General features: G+C 72.2%; 18 protein-coding genes. 8 read left to right on the forward strand and 10 right to left on the reverse strand.

The features are described 5' to 3' along the window. Positions 1-73: 73 nt before the first annotated feature. Both C1N91_RS01660 and C1N91_RS01665 read left to right on the forward strand, forming a co-directional pair. Positions 74-2,077, forward strand: a complete 2,004-nt coding sequence (locus C1N91_RS01660; protein ID WP_137766329.1) for a cytochrome c oxidase assembly protein — start codon at positions 74-76, stop codon at positions 2,075-2,077. Further along, a complete protein-coding gene (locus tag C1N91_RS01665; protein ID WP_137766330.1) occupies positions 2,074-3,381 on the forward strand; it encodes an ATP-dependent DNA helicase in 1,308 nt (435 codons plus the stop codon). Before C1N91_RS01660 ends, C1N91_RS01665 begins: the two co-directional genes overlap by 4 nt. Positions 3,382-3,660: 279 nt before the next feature. Here C1N91_RS01665 and C1N91_RS16530 read toward each other — a convergent pair whose 3' ends face one another. Then, a complete protein-coding gene (locus tag C1N91_RS16530; protein ID WP_175415855.1) occupies positions 3,661-4,110 on the reverse strand; it encodes a DUF4383 domain-containing protein in 450 nt (149 codons plus the stop codon). A 238-nt stretch (positions 4,111-4,348) separates the two neighbouring features. On the opposite strand from C1N91_RS16530, the gene C1N91_RS01675 reads away from it, so the two are divergent. Then, the gene (locus C1N91_RS01675; protein WP_175415856.1) at positions 4,349-5,245 is read left to right on the forward strand and encodes a phosphatase PAP2 family protein; all 897 of its coding nucleotides are present in this window, start codon (positions 4,349-4,351) and stop codon (positions 5,243-5,245) included. Positions 5,246-5,488: 243 nt separating this feature from the next. Further along, on the forward strand, positions 5,489-6,628 hold the full coding sequence (locus C1N91_RS01680; protein WP_137766333.1) for a CE1758 family FMN-dependent luciferase-like monooxygenase: 1,140 nt from the start codon (positions 5,489-5,491) through the stop codon (positions 6,626-6,628). Positions 6,629-6,764: 136 nt separating this feature from the next. On the opposite strand, the gene C1N91_RS01685 is transcribed toward C1N91_RS01680, so the two are convergent. Together C1N91_RS01685 and C1N91_RS01690 are read right to left on the reverse strand one after the other, a co-directional pair. Continuing rightward, on the reverse strand, positions 6,765-7,163 hold the full coding sequence (locus C1N91_RS01685) for a DMT family transporter (protein ID WP_137766334.1): 399 nt from the start codon (positions 7,161-7,163) through the stop codon (positions 6,765-6,767). A gap of 1 nt (position 7,164) precedes the next feature. Then, complete coding sequence (locus tag C1N91_RS01690; protein ID WP_082688372.1) at positions 7,165-7,479, reverse strand: DMT family transporter; 315 nt, start codon at positions 7,477-7,479, stop codon at positions 7,165-7,167. A 101-nt stretch (positions 7,480-7,580) separates the two neighbouring features. Here C1N91_RS01690 and C1N91_RS01695 point away from each other — a divergent pair, with 101 nt between their 5' ends. From C1N91_RS01695 to C1N91_RS01710, 4 genes are read left to right on the forward strand one after another with little or no spacing between them, the layout of a single operon-like run. Continuing rightward, the gene (locus C1N91_RS01695; protein WP_137766335.1) at positions 7,581-8,159 is read left to right on the forward strand and encodes a TetR/AcrR family transcriptional regulator; all 579 of its coding nucleotides are present in this window, start codon (positions 7,581-7,583) and stop codon (positions 8,157-8,159) included. Positions 8,160-8,208: 49 nt separating this feature from the next. Further along, positions 8,209-9,243, forward strand: a complete 1,035-nt coding sequence (locus tag C1N91_RS01700) for a permease (RefSeq protein ID WP_137766336.1) — start codon at positions 8,209-8,211, stop codon at positions 9,241-9,243. After that, positions 9,230-10,153, forward strand: coding sequence for a TIGR03943 family putative permease subunit (locus C1N91_RS01705; RefSeq protein ID WP_137766337.1), 924 nt, complete (start codon positions 9,230-9,232; stop codon positions 10,151-10,153). The genes C1N91_RS01700 and C1N91_RS01705 overlap by 14 nt, the downstream gene beginning before the upstream one ends. Continuing rightward, entirely contained in the window at positions 10,153-11,598 is a 1,446-nt protein-coding gene (locus tag C1N91_RS01710) for a hypothetical protein (RefSeq protein ID WP_137766338.1), read from the forward strand. The genes C1N91_RS01705 and C1N91_RS01710 overlap by 1 nt, the downstream gene beginning before the upstream one ends. Positions 11,599-11,618: 20 nt before the next feature. Here the strand turns inward: C1N91_RS01710 and C1N91_RS01715 are convergent, their stop codons facing one another. From C1N91_RS01715 to C1N91_RS16535, 7 genes are all read right to left on the reverse strand, one after another. After that, entirely contained in the window at positions 11,619-12,578 is a 960-nt protein-coding gene (locus C1N91_RS01715) for a helix-turn-helix transcriptional regulator (RefSeq protein WP_137766339.1), read from the reverse strand. A gap of 170 nt (positions 12,579-12,748) precedes the next feature. After that, positions 12,749-13,795, reverse strand: a complete 1,047-nt coding sequence (locus C1N91_RS01720) for an NAD(P)-dependent alcohol dehydrogenase (protein ID WP_137766340.1) — start codon at positions 13,793-13,795, stop codon at positions 12,749-12,751. A 254-nt stretch (positions 13,796-14,049) separates the two neighbouring features. After that, entirely contained in the window at positions 14,050-15,111 is a 1,062-nt protein-coding gene (locus C1N91_RS01725) for a glycerate kinase family protein (protein ID WP_137766341.1), read from the reverse strand. 28 nt (positions 15,112-15,139) lie between these two features. Continuing rightward, positions 15,140-16,255 carry an FAD-dependent oxidoreductase gene (locus C1N91_RS01730; RefSeq protein WP_137766342.1) on the reverse strand — a complete coding sequence of 372 codons (1,116 nt, stop codon included), beginning with the start codon at positions 16,253-16,255 and terminating at the stop codon, positions 15,140-15,142. A gap of 51 nt (positions 16,256-16,306) precedes the next feature. Beyond that, on the reverse strand, positions 16,307-17,428 hold the full coding sequence (locus C1N91_RS01735) for an AI-2E family transporter (RefSeq protein ID WP_137766343.1): 1,122 nt from the start codon (positions 17,426-17,428) through the stop codon (positions 16,307-16,309). 408 nt (positions 17,429-17,836) lie between these two features. Then, positions 17,837-18,238, reverse strand: a complete 402-nt coding sequence (locus tag C1N91_RS01740) for a hypothetical protein (RefSeq protein ID WP_137766344.1) — start codon at positions 18,236-18,238, stop codon at positions 17,837-17,839. Between the two features lie 599 nt (positions 18,239-18,837). Next, positions 18,838-19,008, reverse strand: coding sequence for a hypothetical protein (locus C1N91_RS16535; protein WP_175415857.1), 171 nt, complete (start codon positions 19,006-19,008; stop codon positions 18,838-18,840). Positions 19,009-19,167: the final 159 nt, after the last annotated feature.

The following is a 19,167-nucleotide window of genomic DNA, read 5'->3' on the forward strand; positions in this document are numbered from 1 at the left end:
AGGCACCGCGCACCGCCCACAGGTCGGCCCACCGGCGTGCCGTGGTCGGCCGGGCACCGCCTAGGCTTGTCGGGTGGACCGGATCGCACGCATCGCCGGCCCCGCCGTGCTGCTGCTCGTCGGGTTCGTCTCGCTCCTCGTCGCCCTCGTGATCGGCGGCGGGGCGGATCGTGCGCTCATCGCGGACCCGGGCGCGGTCGTGCGCTTCGGCCTGCCGATCGCCCGACTCGTCGTCGACCTCTCCGCAGCGGCCACGATCGGCGGCCTGGCGCTCACCGTCGTCGGACTCTCCCGCACCCGACCCGAGTGGAACCGTGCGATCGACGTCGCCGCGGGTGCAGCCGGGGTGTGGACCGTCGCCGCTGCGGCCACGACCTTCTTCACGTTCCTGTCCGTCGCCGGGTCGGCCCTGAGCCTCGACGAGCAGTTCGGCCAGTCGATGGGGGTGTTCCTCACCGGCACCGACCTCGGCACCGCGTGGCTGGTCTCCGTGCTCGTCGCAGCCGCCGTGACGGTCCTCTGCTTCGCGGTCCGCGGTCGGGGCATGGTCGCCCTCACCGCCGGGGTCGCGATGGTCGGGCTCGTCCCGCTCGCGCAGCAGGGGCACGCCGCCGGGACCGCGAGCCACGACTCGGCCGTCACCGCGCTCGGGTTGCACCTGGTCGGCGCCGCGCTGTGGGTCGGCGGGCTGCTGCTCGTCGTGCTCCTGCGCGGCGTGCTGCCCGGTGACCGGCTGCCGCTCGTCGTCGCCCGCTACTCGAGCATCGCGCTCGGCTGCTTCGTGCTCGTCGCCGTGTCGGGGACGGCGTCCGCGATCATCCGCGTGGGCACCCCGGCGAACCTGTTCACGCCCTACGGCGTCCTCGTGCTCGTCAAGACCGCGGCGCTCGTCGCCATCGGCGTGCTCGGTGCCGTGCAGCGTCGGCGGACGATCCGGTCGCTCACCGACGATCCAGGACGCCGTGGTCCGTTCTGGACCCTGGTGCTGGTCGAACTCGCCGTCATGGGGGTGGCGAGCGGGTTCGCCGCGGCCCTCGGGCGCACCGCGACCCCGGTCGGCGAGGTCGCCCTCAGCAAGACCACGAACCCGACGCCCGCCGAGCTGCTGACGGACGACGCGCTCCCGGGCGACCCGGGCTCATGGGGGTGGCTCACCGCCTGGAACGTCGACCTGTTCTGGCTGATGGCCGCGGTGCTCGTCGCCGCCGCGTACGCCGCCGGCGTGGTCCGACTGCGTCGTCGTGGCGTCCCGTGGCCGGTGCGCCGCACGGCCGCCGCCGCGATCGCGGTCGTGACGCTGGTCGTGGCGACGTCCGGCTCGCTGCACACCTACGACCGGTTCCTGGTGTCCGCCAACGTCGGCGCGCACGTGCTGCTCGGCCTCGTCGTCCCCGCGCTCCTGTGGGCTGCGGCGCCCGTGCAGCTGATCCGGGCCGCCGTGCACCCGCGCGACGACGGGTCGACCGGCGTCCGCGAGTGGACGGGCCTGCTCGTCGACAACGGCGTCGTCCGGTACCTCGCGCAGCCCTTCCCGTCCTTCGTGCTCCTCGCCGCGGTGTGGTGGGGCCTGTACGCCACGCAGGTGCTGCGGTGGTCGGTGAGCGACCCCGCCGGGCGCACCCTGGTCGACGTCGGGCTCCTGCTCGTCGGGCTGCTCGCCGTCCCCACGCTCCTCACACCCGTGGCCGCCGGTGCCCGGGCAGCGAGCACCGGCGCGGCGCTCGTGCGGGTCGTCGGCGCGGTCGTGGTGGCAGCGGGCGCCGTCTCCCTCGGCATCGCGATGCAGGGGCCGCTCGGGCTGCTCCAGGCGTCGTGGTTCGGCGCGATGGGCCGCGAGTGGGGGCCGACCCCGCTCGAGGACCAGGCCCGGGCCGGTGTCGTCCTCGTCGTCGCGGGGATCGCGTTGCTCGTGACGGTCGTCGTCGTGACGCTGGTCCGACTGCGTGGCAACCGTCCCGCGCCCGACCGCTCGCCGGCGGACGGGGCCGGCGGGGACACTGCGCCGGCTGATCCGGCAGCGGCAGCCGACCCGGCCGCGCTGGCGGGCCCGGCGGCTGCGGGGACGGGCGACCGGTGAGCGTCGCGCTCAGTGCCGAACAGCGGGCGGTGTTCGAGTACATCGAGCACACCCGCGACCACGTCTTCATCACCGGACGGGCGGGGACGGGGAAGTCGACGCTCCTCAACCACCTGTCGTGGAACACCGAGAAGCAGGTCGTCATCTGCGCTCCGACCGGCGTCGCCGCGCTGAACGTCGGCGGCCAGACGATCCACTCGCTCTTCCGGCTGCCGATCGGGCTCATCGCCGACGCCGAGCTCCGGCAGGGCCCGGACACCCGGAAGCTCCTCAACACGATCGACACCCTGGTCATCGACGAGGTCTCGATGGTCAACGCCGACCTGCTCGATGCGATGGACCGCTCGCTCCGCAAGGCCCGGGGACGCCAGTTCGAGGCGTTCGGCGGCGTGCAGGTCGTCATGTTCGGCGACCCGTACCAGCTCCCCCCGGTCCCCGGCGACGGCGACGAGCGCGCTTACTTCACCGACCACTACCGGTCGATGTGGTTCTTCGACGCGAAGGTCTGGCTCGAGGCCGAGCTGCACATCGTCGAGCTCGCGACCGTGCACCGGCAGCGCGACGACGCGTTCGCCGCGATGCTCACGGCGGTACGGCACGGTCGGGTCACCGCGGACATCGCCGGGCAGCTCAACACCGCCGGTGCCCGACCGGCCCCGGACGACGCCATCACGCTGGCGACCCGCAACGACACGGTGTCGCGCATCAACAAGGCGGCCCTCGACCGGCTGCCCGGGAAGGTGAAGACCGCCCGGGCCGACGTCAACGGCGACTTCGGAGGACGGAACTTCCCGGCTGACGAAGCCCTCGAGCTGAAGCCCGGCGCGCACGTGATGTTCCTGCGGAACGACCCGGACCAGCGCTGGGTGAACGGCACACTCGGTGTCGTGACGACCATCCGGGACACCGTGTGGGTCGACGTCGACGGGGAGTCCTTCGAGGTCCAGCCGTCCGTCTGGGAGAAGTTCAAGTACTCCTACGACCCGGACAAGAAGGAGCTCAAGAAGGACACCGTGGGGGAGTTCCAGCAGTTCCCCCTGCGCCTGGCCTGGGCGGTCACGATCCACAAGTCGCAGGGGTCGACGTACGACCGCGCGGTGGTCGACCTCGGCAACCGGGTGTTCAGCGCCGGGCAGACGTACGTGGCGCTCTCACGGCTGACGTCGCTCGAGGGGCTCTACCTGACCCGTCCGCTGCGCCCGCAGGACATCATCGTGGACCTCGATGTCCGCCGCTTCATGTCCGAGGCGCCGCGGGTCGTCGCGACCGAGCTCGAGGCGTCCCCCCGCCCCGACGACGCCTGACCCCGCCCCGGCCCCCGGCCCGGCCCGCCCGGCCGCCGGGCACTCCGTCGAGCGGGTCAGATCTGTCACGCTCGGACGCCGGTGCCGACGGATCGTGCACGCCCGGCGGTCGACGCGCGGCGTGTCCTGACCGCTCGGTGAGACGGCACCGGCTCCAGTTTCGGCGGGCTGAGCCGCCGGGAGCACCCCGACGCCCCGACAGCGACGACGCCCCGCCCACACGACGACGCCCCGCCCACCGGACGGTGGACGGGGCGTCGAGGACGAGCAGCGGGAGCGTCAGGCGCGCTGTGCCGCCCGGATGGCCCGCACGTTCTCGTGGTCGGCCCCGAAGGCGGTGAGGAGCAGGACCACGCCGACGATCGCGTGGAAGAGGTTGTCCGCGAAGGTCAGTGCGAAGACGTTCGCCGAGGTGCCACCGAGCGCGAAGCCGTAGACCGCCATGACGACGAGGACGATGCCGACCAGGCGGTTGCCGTTCCGCGAACCGATGGTCGTGCCGAGGCCCGTGATGAGGAGGACGACGGCGAGCAGGATCCAGAGCAGGCACATCGCGGGGTTGACGCCGAACGCGTTCCAGAGCATCCCGCCCTCACGACTGAAGAAGCCCGGGTCGCCGTCGGCGGCGAAGAAGAAGCCGAGGAAGCCCCAGAGCGCCAGGAGCGCTCCCGCCGTCAGGGCGAGGCCCCGGTTCGGCGACGCCGTGATGCTGGGTTCCTTGATGGCCACTTCGGTCTCCTCCTGGTACAGGGTGGTCGCACCGGACGTGCCGGCGACGGGAGCCGGAGCGGCTGCCCGTGCCGTACGGGCGGCGCTGGCGTCGGATCCTGAGGTGGCTGACCCCTGGTTCACAGGCGCGGACCGGCGGACCAACGGTATCGTGTCGGACCCCGACCGTCCGAATCGCCCGCGCGGCAGCAGCCGGACGAGGAGACCGATGATCGCCACACCCAGGAGGACCACGCCGGTGACCCGCACGCCCGAACGCACCGCGCCCGAGTCGCGCGGACCGTTGGTGTCGCGGCGGTTGCGGTGGGGGCTGCTGGCGGCTCTGGGGTTCGTGATCGTGCCTCTCGTCTACGCCGTCGCCGTGCTGACGCCGGTCGGGCAGCGGGTCGAGGACGCCGCGCTGGGCGGGGTCCGGGAGTCCGACCTGTTCGGGTCGGACACTGCACTGAACGTCATCTCGGTGCCGGTCATCCTGTTGCTGGTCGTCGTGATCGCCGCCGTCGCGTTCGCCCGACGCCGGCTCGCGGTGGGACTCGGAGCTGGCGTCGTGGTGCTCGCGTCGGCAGCCACCTCGACGCTCGTGAAGCGTATCGCCGAGCGCCCGGAGATCGCCCAGTCGGAGACGCCCAACTCGTACCCTTCCGGACACGCGACGATCGCACTCGCCGCGCTCTTCGCGGTGCTCCTCGTGACGCCCCGGCGCTGGCGACCGGTCGTGACGCTCGCGGGCGCCGCCTACGCGGTCTTCGTGGCGAACCAGACCGTCGTGTACGGCTGGCACCGCGTGAGCGACATCGTCGGTGCGTGCGCGATCGCCCTGTTCTGGCTCGGACTCGTCCGTGCCGTCGGTCCGCGCGTCGACCGAGGCGAGCGCGGTGACCGGGACGGCCGCCGCGGCCCGCGCCGCGTGGTGACGGCGCTGCTCCTGCTCGCGACGGGCGTCACCTTCCTGGTCGCCGTGGTCGCCGTGGTCGCGGGGCTGACCGGAGTCGCCGACCTGCACGCCGCCGTCCTGGTCGCCGGCCGGATGGCGTCGAGCGTGAGCGTGCTCGCGGTCGTCACGGTCGTCTGGCTCGCCGACGGTCTCCACCACGCGGCCCGGACGGACGCAGACGCGCTGCCGCCCCGTCGCTGAACGCGCGGAGTCCACAGCGCCGGACGGACGTGGATGCGCTGCCCTGCGTCACTGAGCGCGCGGAGTCAACAGTGCCGGACGGACGCTGAGGGGCTGCCACCGCGCCGCCGAGCGCACCTAGGCCGTCCGGCACTGGCGGGAATGCCCGGCGCTGCGGTACGTTGTACCCGGCAAGTCGATGCAAACGCATCGAAACCGCCGCACCACCAGCGGCACCACGGCCAGCACCAGGAGGCGGGCACCATGCAGTTCGGGATCTTCACCGTCAGCGACGTCACGACGGACCCCACGACCGGCACCACACCGGACGACACCCGGCGCGTCCGGGACATCCTGACGATCGCCGAGCACGCCGACCAGGCCGGCCTCGACGTCTTCGCCACCGGAGAGCACCACAACCCGCCCTTCGTCGCGTCGAGCCCGACGACGATGCTCGGCTACCTCGCGGGCCGCACGGAGCACATCACCCTGTCGACGAGCACGACCCTCGTCACGACGAACGACCCGGTGCGCATCGCCGAGGAGTACGCGATGCTCCAGGTGATCAGCGACGGTCGCATGGACCTCATGATGGGTCGCGGCAACACCGGCCCGGTCTACCCGTGGTTCGGGCAGGACATCCGCCAGGGCGTGAACCTGGCCATCGAGAACTACGCGCTCATCCGCCAGCTGTGGGAGAACGACGTCGTGAACTGGCAGGGGAAGTTCCGCACCCCGCTCCAGGGCTTCACCTCGACGCCGCGTCCGCTCGACGGTGTCCCGCCCTTCGTCTGGCACGGCTCCATCCGCACCCCCGAGATCGCCGAGCAGGCCGCGTACTACGGCGACGGCTTCCTGCACAACAACATCTTCTGGCCGATCCAGCACACCGAGCAGATGGTGGGCCTGTACCGCCAGCGCTTCGAGCACTACGGGCACGGCACCGCCGACCAGGCGATCGTCGGCCTGGGCGGACAGTTCTTCGCACGGAAGAACTCGCAGGACGCGTGGAACGAGTTCCGCCCGTACTTCGACAACGCCCCGGTCTACGGCCATGGTCCGTCGATGGAGGACTTCACCGCCCAGACCCCGCTCACCGTCGGCTCGCCGCAGCAGGTCATCGACCGCTACGCCACGATGAAGGACCACGTCGGGCACTACCAGCGCCAGATGTTCCTCATCGACCACGCCGGGCTGCCGCTCAAGACGGTGCTCGAGCAGATCGACATCCTGGCCGAGGACATCGTCCCCGAGCTCCGGAGGATCAACGAGGCGGACCGTCCGGCGCACGTGCCGTCCGACCCGCCGTCGCACGCCGACCGCGTGGCCGCCGCGCTCGCCGCGGGGACCGCGGGCAGCGACCACGTCGCTGCCGAGGACGAGTGGACCGGCGCGTCCGTCTGACCCGGTGACCCCGTGGCGGCCGGGAGGCGCGGTGCCAGCCGGCACCGCGCCTCCCGGCCGTCACCGGCCCGGTCCGTCACCGGCGCGATCCGTCACCGGCGCCGTCTCGTCCGCCGAAGCGACAGGATGCGCCCGATCATCCGCGGCGGTCTGTCGCTTTCGCGGAACTGACGCCGCGCTCCGCGGCCGGGGTCGGGGTCGGGGCCGGGGTGACCGGGCGGGCGGGGACCAGCTTCAGGCCGACCACGCAGCCGACGATCCCGGCGATGAACAGCAGGCGCAGGAACGTGACCGGTTCGGCGCCGGTCGCCATGCCCCACAGGACCGTGAGGGCCGCTCCGGTCCCGGTCCACACCGCGTAGGCCGTGCTGATCGGGATGTGCCGGAGCACGTAGCCGAACGCCACCAGGCTCACGACGATCGTGACCGCGAAGAGGGCCGTCGGACCCGGGACGGTGAAGCCGTCACTCGCGCCGAGCGCCGTCGCCCAGACGGTCTCGAGCGCCGCGCTGACGAACAGGACGAGCCACGCCACCTCAGCTCACCACCTTGAGGCCGACCACGCAGGCGACCAATCCGAGCACGAGGGCGACGCGGGTGATCGACGCGGCCTCCTGACGGCGGAGGATCGCCACGACGACCGTGAGCGACGCCCCGATGCCGACCCACACCGCGTAGGCGGTGCCGACCGGGATCGCCTTCATGGCGAACGCGAGTCCGACCATGCTGAGCACCATGCCGGCGACGAACACGATCGTCGGCACCACCTTCTTGAACCCGTTCGACGCACTCAGCGCGGTGGCCCACACCGCCTCGAGCACCCCGGACAGGACGAGCACGACCCAGGCCACGGCGACTCCTTCCCTCGTGAGGACGTGTCGAGTCGCACGACTGTGCGACTCTTGTGGGACCGACGGTAGCACGAGTCGCACGACCGTGCGAGTATGGCGTGGTGACCACCCGCGAGGACCTCGAACGGCGCCGACTCGACGTCTCCGATGCCGCGTGCCGGGTCCTGGCGCGCGACGGCCTGGGCGCCCTGAGCGTCCGCGGGGTCGCCGCCGAGGCCGGCCTCCCGCCGAGCACCGTGCGTTACGTCTTCCCGACGCAGGCCGCGATGCGCGAGCACACCATCACGCTCGTGTTCGACCGCACCCGGGAGCGCATCGGCGCGATCCCCGAGGGGCTGCCGGACGGCGAGACCGCGCGGCGGATCCTGCTCGAGCTGCTGCCGCTCGACGACGAGCGCATGGTCGAGCTCGACGTGTACCTGGCGCTCGGCAACGCGGCGCTCACCGACGCCGCGCTCCGGCCCGCCCTGGACCGGGTGGTCGCCGAGATGCGGGCGTGGTGCGACCGGATCGTCGCCCTCGTCGGGGTGCCCGAGGACCAGCGGGCCGACGAGGCGTGCCGACTCCACGCGCTCGTCGACGGTCTGGCGGTGCACGTGACGCGCCTCGCGCCGGGGGAGTCCGGCGAGTGGGCGATCGACCTGCTCGACCGGCACCTGACGGGCCTGCCGACCGCCTGAGCCGGGCAGGGGGACCGGGGCGCCGCGCGGCTCCGAGGGAGCGGGCGCGATGCTCGCCTATCCTGTCCCGGTGACGAGCGCTCCCACTCGCCCCGCCCCGACCCGCACGCTCACCGGCCCCGGCCTGGTGCTCGGTGCCGTCGTGGTGCTGCTCGGCGTGCGCGTGGTGTCGCCGACCGTGGGGACCGCCGGGCTGCCCGACGTCGTGCAGGACTTCCTGACGCTGGCGATCAGCGTCGTGGTCGAGTCGCTGCCGTTCGTCGTGCTCGGCATCGTGCTGTCCATCGTCGTCGAGGTCTGGGTGCCGGCCGGTGTGCTCGAGCGGATCCTGCCCGAGCGCCCGGTGCCGCGGCGCGCGGTGATCTCCCTCATCGGCATGCTCTTCCCGGTGTGCGAGTGCGGGAACGTGCCGCTCGCCCGCGGACTCATGATGCGCGGGTTCACCCCGGCCGAGGCCGTGACCTTCCTGGTCGCCGCGCCGATCCTCAACCCGCTCGTCATCATCAGCACGGCGCAGGCGTTCGGGTGGTCCGGGTGGATCCTCGTCGTCCGCATCGTCGGCGGTTTCGTGCTCGCGAACCTGGTCGGGTGGATCGTCGCCGCGCACCGCCGCCCGGCCGAGCTGCTCCTGCCCGCGTTCGAGGCCCGCTGCCGCGCGGCCGTCGGAGCACCGCGCTCCCGGAACCGCTGGCGCGAGAGCGCGTCGCAGTTCGGCGGCGAGACCGCGACGATGATGCCGGCGCTGTTCGTCGGTGCCGGACTGGCGGCCGCGATCCAGGTGGCCGTGCCCCGGTCGACCCTCGTCGCGGTGGGCGCGAACCCGGTGCTGTCGGTCGCCGCGATGATGCTCCTGGCGATGACGATCTCGCTCTGCTCGAACGTCGACGCCTTCTTCGCGCTGTCCTTCGCCTCGACCTTCCTGCCGGGGTCGATCACGGCGTTCCTGCTCATCGGGCCGATCATCGACGTCAAGATGATCGCCCTGCTCCGGACGACGTTCCGCGCGCGCTTCCTGGTGCTGCTCGCCGTCGTCTGCGTCCTGTTCACCGCGGCGGTCGGGTTGGTGATGAATGTCCTCGTCTGAGAAGGCTCCCGCGTACCTCGGGCTCGGGTCGGTGCTCGCGGTGGCGCTGTGCACGCTGTGGCTCGCGCTGGTCGGGCACCTCGACCTGTACATCAACCCGCGGTACGACCTGTTCACGATCGTCCTGGCCGCGGTCGCCGTGCCGGCCTCCCTGGCGGGACTCGTCGCGGTGGCACGAGGCCACGGGCACGCGCACGACGACGGTGACGGACACGGACACGGACACGGGGACGAGCACGCCCACGAGCACGAGGGCGAGCACGGGGGCGCGCACGCCCACGAGCACGAGCACGGGGGCGCGCACGCCCACATCGACGAGACTGCGTACGAGCGGGGCTCCGACGCGGCCCTGGCCGTCCGGCGCCGGGCACCGGGAGCCGCGCGCATCACCCGCGGCGTCGTCGGCGGCATCGCGGCGGCGGCCACCGTCGGGGTCACGGTCGCGATGCTCGTGCTCCCGCCGACGACGCTGTCCGCCCGGACCGCCCAGCAGCGGAGCGTGGACACCCCGACCCTGTCGAACGCCACCGGTACCCAGGACGTCGCCCTGCTCGGCAGCGAGGGCGTCGACACCTCGGAGTACGGCGTGAAGGACTGGGCGGCGCTCATCCGCCAGACCACGGACACGACCGCGCTGGTCGGCAAGCCGGTCGAGCTCTCCGGCTTCGTGGTGCCCGGGTCGGACGGGTCGTTCACCCTGACCCGCTTCGTGATCAGCTGCTGCGCGGTCGACGCCCAGCCGGTCGGCCTCGGCGTGGTCGTCGACGGTCCCGTGCCCGACGCCGACCAGTGGGTCCGCGTCACGGGGAAGCTCGCCGCGAACCCAGACCAGTCCGCCGACGCCCGGATCGTCATCCGCGCCGCGACCGTCCGCGACATCGACCAGCCGTCGGACCCGTACGAGTACTGATGCCCGCCACGCCCGCACCCACGACCGCGCCCGTCGGCCCGCACGACACCGGCCCGCTCCGCCGCCGCCCGCGCGACCGCTTCCGCCGCCGGCTGGTGGCCTCGATCACGGTGTTCGTGCTCGTCGGCGCCGTCGCAGCGGTGATCGGTTCGCAGCAGGGACCCCGCCTCCGCGACGTCACGTACGACGCCACCGGGCTCGTGTCGCGACCGGCGCAGCGCGTGATCCTGACGGCGAACCAGGCCCTGCAGCGGGTCCCCGCCGACGCCGTGACGGTCAGCCCGTCCGCCCCGCACACCGTCACGTCGAGCGGCAACACCATCGCCGTCGAGTTCGCCGGGCCGCTCGCCTACGACCGCGCCTACGAGATCACCGTCCGTGACGTCCGGGCCCCCGGGCAGCCCGCCACCTCCGAGCTCCGCACGACGATCACGACGGGCAGCACGGACGTCCTCGCCCTCGTACCCGGGGCGTCCGGCGGGAAGGACCGCATCGTCCGCCGCTCCCTCGACGCCGGCGGCGCGACGACCGTGTTCGAGGCCACCGGCATCACCGAGTACGCGCGGCTCGGCCGGTCGCTCGTCGTCGTCCGCGGCACCGACGGCCGGTCGAGTGTCGAGATCGTCCCGCTCGCCGGCGGTGTGCAGGACGACAGCACGCCGGTCGAACGGTTGACGCTGCCGAGCGCCGCCGGACGGGTCACCGCGCTGCACGTCGCCGACGACGGCGCCTCCTTCGGCTTCGAGTACGCCGACACCTCCACCGGTCAGTCACGGAACGTCGGGCTGTACGTGGTCGACATGACCGGCACCCACCTGCCGACCGCGATCGCGGCCGACGGGAAGCCGACCGCGGGGGCGGAGCCGATGACCGTCGCGCAGTGGGCGTACGTGCCCCGCACCGAGAGCGCCCTGGTCCGCACCGGGTCCGACGACCTGGTGCTCGTCGACATGAGCGGTCGCAACGACCCGGTGCGGCTCGGCAGCGCCACCTACCTGCACGGCTTCGTCGGCAGCGGCACCACGGCCGTCGTCGAGACGGGGACGGGCATCGTCCGCCTCGACCTGACCGACGGGCAGCGGACGGCACTGCCGGCGCCGGAGGGCAGCACCGACGCGCCCTACCTCGGCCGGATCGCCCCGCTCACCGGCGACACGTACGTGCGCGTGGTGGGCGACGTGCGGACCGACGGCACCCTCGCCCAGCGGATCGTGCGCGTCGACGCGAGCCGTGCCTCCCGGCTGCCCGTCACCGTGCCCGAGGACGCGAGCGTGACCGCGGTCTGCCCGTCCCCGAACGGTCAGTTCCTGGCCGTCACCACGCGGTCGGCATCGGGGGACCTGGTGAGCGTCGTGGACGCGGCCTCCGGTGCGCTCGAGGCGAGCGTGCAGGCGTCGTCCGTCGACTGGTGCGGCGCGCTGCCGTCCGGCGACGAGATCGGCTGACCGCCGAGCAGCATCGGACGTCAGCGCCGCAGCGTCTGCTTCGGGTACTCGCCGAACCGCCGCAGGTACTCGCCGGAGAACCGACCCATGTGGGTGAACCCCCACCGAGCCGCGATCTCCGCGACGGCCACCGACCCGGGCTCGGCGCGGAGCAGGTCGTCGTGCGCGCGACGCAGCCGGACCTCGCGCAGGTACTGCATCGGCGTGCGGTCGAGCGTCCGTTGGAAGGACTCCTGCAGACCGCGCACGCTCAAGCCGGCAGCGCAGGCGATGTCCGAGACCGTCAACGGCTCGTGCGCCCGCGAGTGGATCGTCTCGACGGCGGAGCGGACCCGGGCGTTCCGGTGCTCGCCCCAGCCGACGGGAGCCGGTTCGCCGTGGAACCGGTAGAGGTCGAAGAGCGAGCGGACGACGTCGCGCTGGGACTCGTGCCACGCGAGGGACCCGGCGCCCTCGTCGCGCAGCGCCCGGACCGACGAGGCCACCGACGCACGCCACCGCTCGACCGCGGCGGTCGTGGGCTGTGTGAAGCGGTCGAACGCGAGGGTCCCGTCGACCAGGAAGCGCTCCGCGGCGACGTCGAGCACGAGCTCGCGGTCCAGGTGCACGAGCCGCTGGTCCCAGTCGCGGTACTCCATGTCGAAGCGCTGCTCGATCGGGAAGAGCACGGGGACGCCCGGCTGCATCCTGATCGCGTTGCGTCCGGTGTCGACGGTCGCGGTACCGGAGTCGAGCCACTGGACGACGACCTCGCCCTCGACGGCGACGTCGCCGCGCAGCGAGCCGTGCATCTGCGACCGTCGGATGCTCATCCGCTCGTCGCCGACGGCGACGTAGCGGTACCAGAAGTCGTCGTCGACGTGTGCCGAGTGCCAGGCCTTGCCGGCGTACATGCCGGCGAGGTCGGCGATCGCGCCGTCGGTGTCACTGCCGGACACCGACACCAGGGAGCGGAGTCCCTCGTTCGTCGTGTCGTCCACCGGTCAAGCCTCTCTCCTCCGGCGGATGGAGCGGGCGCGTCGCGTGACCCGGACGATGTGCTCGCGTTCTGCGGACAGGCTGCGCGGTCGGTCCGCGGCCGGACGACGGACGGGAGGCGCGGTGCCCGCTGGCCCCGCGCCTCCCGTCCGACGGTCAGGCCGTCAGGCCGTCAGGCCAGCGTGGCCGCGTCGATCACGAAGCGGTAGCGGACGTCCGACGACAGCACCCGCTCGTACGCCTCGTTGATCTGGTCGGCGCTGATGAGCTCGGTCTCCGGCAGGATCCCGTGCTCGGCGCAGAAGTCCAGCATCTCCTGCGTCTCGGCGATGCCGCCGATCGCGGAGCCCGCCCAGCTCAGGCGGCGGGGGATCAGGGCGAACGCCGGGACCTCGAGCGGCTCTGACGGGGCGCCGACGTTGACGAGCGTGCCGTCGACCTTGAGCAGGCCGAGGTACGCCTTCATGTCGAGCTTGGCCGAGACCGTGTTGATGATGAGCTCGAACGACTGCGCGAGCTCCTCGAAGGTCGCCGGGTCCTTCGTCGCGAAGTGGGCCTTCGCGCCGTAGCGGAGCGAGTCCTCCTGCTTGCTGGTCGTCTGCGACAGGACGGTGACCTCGGCGCCGAGCGCGACCGCGATCTTCACCGCCATGTGGCCGAGGCCGCCCATGCCGACGACGGCGACCTTCGAGCCGGGGCCGACCTTCCAGTGGTGCAGCGGCGAGTACGTGGTGATGCCGGCGCAGAGCAGCGGCGCGACCTTCTCGATGTCGAGCGACTCGGGGACGCGGAGGACGAAGTCCTCGTTGACGACGACGGCCTCGGAGTACCCGCCCTGGGTGATCGAGCCGTCCGCGGGGTCGACGCCCGCGTAGGTCTGGATGTTGCCCTTCAGGCAGTACTGCTCCTGGCCCGCGACGCACTGCTCGCACTCGCCGCAGGAGTTCACCATGCAGCCGACGCCGACCCGGTCGCCGACCTGGTGCTTCGTGACGGCGGAGCCGACGGCCGAGACGTGGCCGACGATCTCGTGACCGACGACCTGCGGGTACTGGATCGGGCCCCACTCGCCGCGGACGGTGTGGATGTCCGAGTGGCAGATGCCGGCGTAGGCGATGTCGATCTCGACGTCGTTCGGGCCGAGGTCACGGCGGGTGATGGTGGTCTTGACGAGCGGCTCGGTGGCCGACGGTGCCGCGTACGCGTTGACGGTGCGCATTGGTCTCCTCGTGGGGGTGTTCTCGGGCCGGGTGCGACCCGCATCCCAGTGTGGTCCCGCGCCCTGGGGACAGGGAGGTTGCGACGGGGTACCCCTCGTGGGCACCGACGGGCGTGTCGGGGTGCGGCCGCGTCGGGGCGCGGGCGCGGCGCTCGCGGGGTCCAGCCGTGTCGGCCGCGGCGCTCGCGGGGTCCAGCCGTGTCGGCCGCGTCGGCCGCGGGGTCCAGCCGTGTCGGCCGCGTCGACCGCGGGGCTCAGCCGACGAGCCGCGCCAACCGCTGCCCGGCGATCGTCGCGAAGCGCATCGGGTCGCGCAACGCGTCGTCCGGCTCCCCGGTCGTCTGCGTCGCGAGCACCACGAGCGAGGCCGCCGCGTCGAAGTCGTCCGACCGCGCCTCGATCTCGCCCGCGACCAGCACCACCCGGGCGGCCGGCGCGTGCTCCGCCGCGAGCGCCCGGACGACCGACGGCACCTTGCCCGCCGCGCTCTGCTCGTCGAAGCGCCCCTCGCCGGTGACCACGACGTCGGCACCGTCGAGCAGTGCGGGCAGCCCGAGCACGTCCGCGACCGCTCGGGCTCCCGGTGCGAGCGTCCCACCCCAGGCGAGCAGCCCGAACCCGACTCCGCCCGCGGCACCCGCACCCGGCGTCGCGGGGTCGACCCCGGGCAGGCTCGCCGCCCACCCGCTCAGCTGTTCCTCGAACGCCGGTGCCCTGTCGGGCGTGATGCCCTTCTGCGGTCCGAACACCGCGACCGCACCGGAAGGGCCGAGCAGCGGCGACGTCACGTCGGTCAGCACCACCACACCGCCGGTGGGCAGCGGCCGGAGCCCCGAGCGGTCGACCGCGCCCGATGCGTCGACGGTCAGCCCGAGCGCCTCGAGCACCGGTCGACCGCCGTCGGTCGACGCGCTGCCCCCGATGCCCAGCACGAGGCCGGTCGCCCCGGCATCGAGCGCCGCGGCGATCGCCTCGCCGAACCCGCGGCTCGTCGCGGTCCCCGGGCGCAGGGCCCCACCCAGGAGCGGTAGCCCGCTCGTCGCCGCGAGCTCCACGACGGCCCGGCCGTCCGGCAGGTGCAGCCAGTGCGTGTCGACGGGCGTGCCGTCCGGCCCGGTCACCGTCACGGGGACGCGGAGAGCGGTCGGGTACGCCGCGGCGAACGCGTCGAGGGTGCCCTCGCCACCGTCCGCCATCGGCACGGTGACGACGTCGTCCTCCGGCCGTTCGTCGAGCCACCCGGACCGCACCGCCCGCGCGGTGTCGGCCGCGGTCGCGGTGCCCTTCAGGGAGTCCGGAGCGATGACGACGCGCACCGGTCCACCGTAGCGGGACGGCCCGCGGTCAGAGGGCGAAGCGCGGGAGCGGCTCGCCTCCGGTCGCCAGGTCGGCGAGGAGTTCCCCGAGCAACGGCGCGAACTTGAACCCGTGGCCGGAGAACCCGGTCGCGACGGTGAGCGGCCCGCGCCGGTCGATGACGAAGTCCTCGTCCGGGGTGGTGTCGTAGAGGCAGCTGATGAAGGTCGGACGGGTCGCGTCGACCCCGGGCACGTACCGCGCGACGTACGCCTGCAGCCGCTCGGCCTCCTCGGGCACCGGCCGCTTGTCGCGAGCGTCGGGGTCGACGACCGGTCCGGTGCCGTGGAACCCGACCTTGACCCCCTCGCCCGGCGTCAGCAGCCCGTACACGTCGTCGCCGTCAGCCCAGTGCACGAACGACGGCCAGGCTTCGTCCGGCAGGTGGCTGGGGAAGTGGGCGGGCTGCTCCTGAGTGACGCGGACGGCCGGGAGGACCGCCCCGCGCCCGGCGAGCACGTCACCCACCAGCGTGGGCGCCCACGACCCCGCGGCGGCCACCACGCTCGCCGTCCGCACCGCCGTGCCGTCGCCGAGCGTCACGGTGAGGTCGTCGCCGTGGTCGACGATCGCCCGGACCCGGCTGCCGAACCGGAGCTCGGCCAGGCCCGTGCGTTCCGCGAGCGTCAGGAAGAGCTCGACCGCGTCGGCCGACCGGATGCGTCCGGCCGTGGCGTGCGTCACAACGTGCCCCTCGAACGCGATGCCGGGCCAGCGTGCGGCGGCCTCGTCCGGGGTCAGGGTCTCGTGGGGGATCCCGGCGCCCCTCAGCGCCGCGGCGATCGCCTCGACAACCTCGGGCCGGCCGTGGTCGACCGCGCCCGTCCGGTCGAGCAGCGTCGTGCCCGACGACGCTTCGAGGGCGTCCCACAGCGCGAGCGCGCGGGTCGTCAGCGCGACGTACTCCGGGTCGGTGTAGCCCTGCCGGAAGATCCGGGTCGCACCGTGCGACGACCCCTCGAGGTGCCCGCGACCGTGCTGCTCGATGAGCAGGACGCGCTCGCCGCGGGCGGTCAGGGCCCAGGCAGCGGCAGCACCGACCACGCCGCCGCCGATCACCACGTGCCCGTCGAACCGGCTCGCGTCCGGCTGCCTGTCGTCCATCACGGCAGCGTAGTGCGGCGCGGTGACCGGATCCCGGTGCTGACCAGGTGCTCAGCCGACCGGGACCGTCTCGCGTCGCTTCTGCCGCCACGGCGTCGCCGGTTCGTCCTCGCCGTTCCAGACCCGGACGACGCCCCAGCCGGCGGCGATGAGCGGGACCGCGAGCAGCGCCCCGGTCACCCCGCCGAGCACGGTGCCCGCGGTCAGGCCGACCAGGATGACGAGTCCGTGCAGGCGCAGCGTCCTGCCCATCAGCACGGGCTGCAGGAAGTTGCCCTCGATCTGGTTCACGAGCACGACGATCGCGACGACGATCACCGCCTTGACCGGCCCGAGCGCGACGAGTGTCACGAGTGCCGCGAGCGTGCCGGCGATCGGGGCACCGATCATCGGGATGAACGAGGTCACGAACGCCACCACCGCCAGCGGGATCGTCAGCGGGACGCCGAGGACCGCGAGGCCGGTGCCGATCGCCACCGCGTCGAACGCGGCCACGGCGGCCGTCCCGCGCACGTACCCGCCGAGGGTCGTCACCACGCGGTCCCCGATCCGGCGGGCCCGGTCGTACTGCTCGCCGGTGAAGGGGCGGAGCAGGAACTCCCAGATCGCCGGCCCGTCCTTGAGGAAGAAGAACAGGATGACCGCGGTGAGCACGGCCCCGGTGACGACGTTCGTGACAGCGGAGATGCCCGCGATCGCGCCCGCCCCGAACCGTGCGCTGGTGACGAAGTCGACGAGGCCGGAGACCGCGTCCTCGATCTGTCCGTCGGTCACCCGGACGGGTAGCTCGTGCAGGAGGTCCTGCACCTGCTGGAGCCCGTCGACCGCCGACGCCTGCAGTGCGGGCCACTGCCCGGCGAACGCGGCGACGAGCAACCACAGCACCCCGGCGGCCGCGGCGAGGACGCCCACGAACGCGATCGTCGTGGCGAGCACCGACGGCACCCCGTGTCCGCGGAGCCAGGCGACCAGCGGGTACAGCGCCGAGGCGACGATGAGCGCGAGCAGCACCGGGATCGTGACGAGGCTCAGGGTCGTCGCGGCGGTGACGATCCCGCCGATCACCACGACGATCACGACCGTCTGCAGGCACCGCACCGCGAGCCGGCCGTACGGGTCGGTCCAGGTGCTCGGGCGGACGGAGGTGGGCGCGGCGGAACGGCGCAGGTGCATGGCGGGTCTTCCGGGTCGGAGCGAGAACAGACGGCAACGGTGTTGCTGGTCGATGTCGACCGGCGCCGCGTCTGGCTCGACGGCAGACAAACCCTCGGGACGAAGGAACGATGGAAGGACGCCGCACCCATCTACGTCACCTTCGCCGTCGCCCGCATGCTCGCCGTCAACGGCGCCACCTTCGACGGACTCGTGCGGGCAGGGCTGACTGCCGGGCAGGTGGACGACGGCGCCACCCAGTCGGACGGCGAATTCGTCGCTCCGAAATCAAAAGCAACTGATGCCGGCTCGGTGTCCGCGGTGCTCAAACAAGGACACCGAGTCAGGCCGCGGTCGAATGCGAACAGAGGGATTTGGCGGCATTCGAAATTGCGGCAGAGATCTTCTCGATTGAGCGCCGTTCACCCGTCAGTCCGAGGACGCGTCGTTTCGGCGCCAGTTAGAGACGCCTTCAAGAAAGGCCGCCTCAACGTAGTGGAAGAATCGCTCGTCCCCGATAAGTTCGATCCCGCGCGTCTCACCGAGGTCGGTCTTGCCGATATCGCTGAGCACTCGGAACTCACAACCCTTCTTCACGACAAGTCCGTGCCCATCCTCGGCGTCACGAAGGAAGGTGTAGGTGGCGCTCGCCGCAGCGTCATCCTTCTTCTTTTTCGCCACGCGGGAGGCCTGAACGAGCTTCTTCACTCCGAATTCACCACCCTTGTAGAGGCCTATGCCAACGAGAGCGGCGACGGCGAGGACACCCTTCGGGCCCCCGAAGTTTGGAGCGATGCTCGAGAACCACTGGTACTCGGCAAACTTGGCCATGGCGTCTCCTGTCGACCCGGGTGAGCAGGAGCTTACCGGTGACGATCGCTCGCCTCGCAAGGTGCCCTGGGTTGCGCGTCAGTTGCAGGTCGCTTATACGATCCTGGCGTGCCACTGGAGCGGACGGCTGGCGTGGGCAAGCAGCCGCTGTTCGTGAGGCTGGCGAGGGTCATTACTGCAGCAGGCGCGGGTGCACGGACCGCACCGACAACATCATCGCGGCCAGCACATACCTTCGCGCCGACCTCGGCGATGACGACGACACCGCTGCCCTCGGCGACGCTTGCAACAACCTGCAGGTCCTCGCTGACACCGGCTACAACTTCCGCCACAACCTGCCAGCTGAACGCTGGCGCCTCCCACATTTCAACTGGCCGACGTTCACGTTGCTCCGCCGAGCCTAGGCGGACATCTTCGTCGCCCGTCGACCCGTTTCAACCCGCGCGGCGTCGTGGGTCATGCCGACCGCCGGCTATAGGGAGGATGACTCCATCGTCAGCGTCGGATCTGCCTCTGCGACGACAACCCTCCGCGGGCGCGCCATCCAATGAGGCTTCGTGGTGCCCCCCATCAAACCGTAAGCAGCATCAACACTGCGATCAGGGAGGCTTCGCTGCTACCGCGTCCTCAAGAAAGGTTTCGCCAGCCGCGAGCACGGCATCCAAGTCTTCGAACTCGCCGTACCAGGTGTCCTGCAGCGCGTTCTGCGGTGAACTACCGTCGCGGACGACAGGGCCAGCAGCTTCAGCGACACGGATGCTTCCCATCACTGCACGACACTAAGCTGCAGAACGTGACCGTTCCTCGTTGGCGGTTTCGGGTCGATGTCGGTGGTACCAGACAGCATCGGCGCATTGGGACTGGGAAAAGCGTGCGGGCATGCGGAAGGGCGAGCGATGGCGCTCAAAGATATGCGATATGTGGGGGAG

The organism is Curtobacterium sp. SGAir0471 (assembly GCF_005490985.1).
In the GTDB taxonomy this organism is placed as follows: Bacteria; Actinomycetota; Actinomycetes; order Actinomycetales; family Microbacteriaceae; genus Curtobacterium.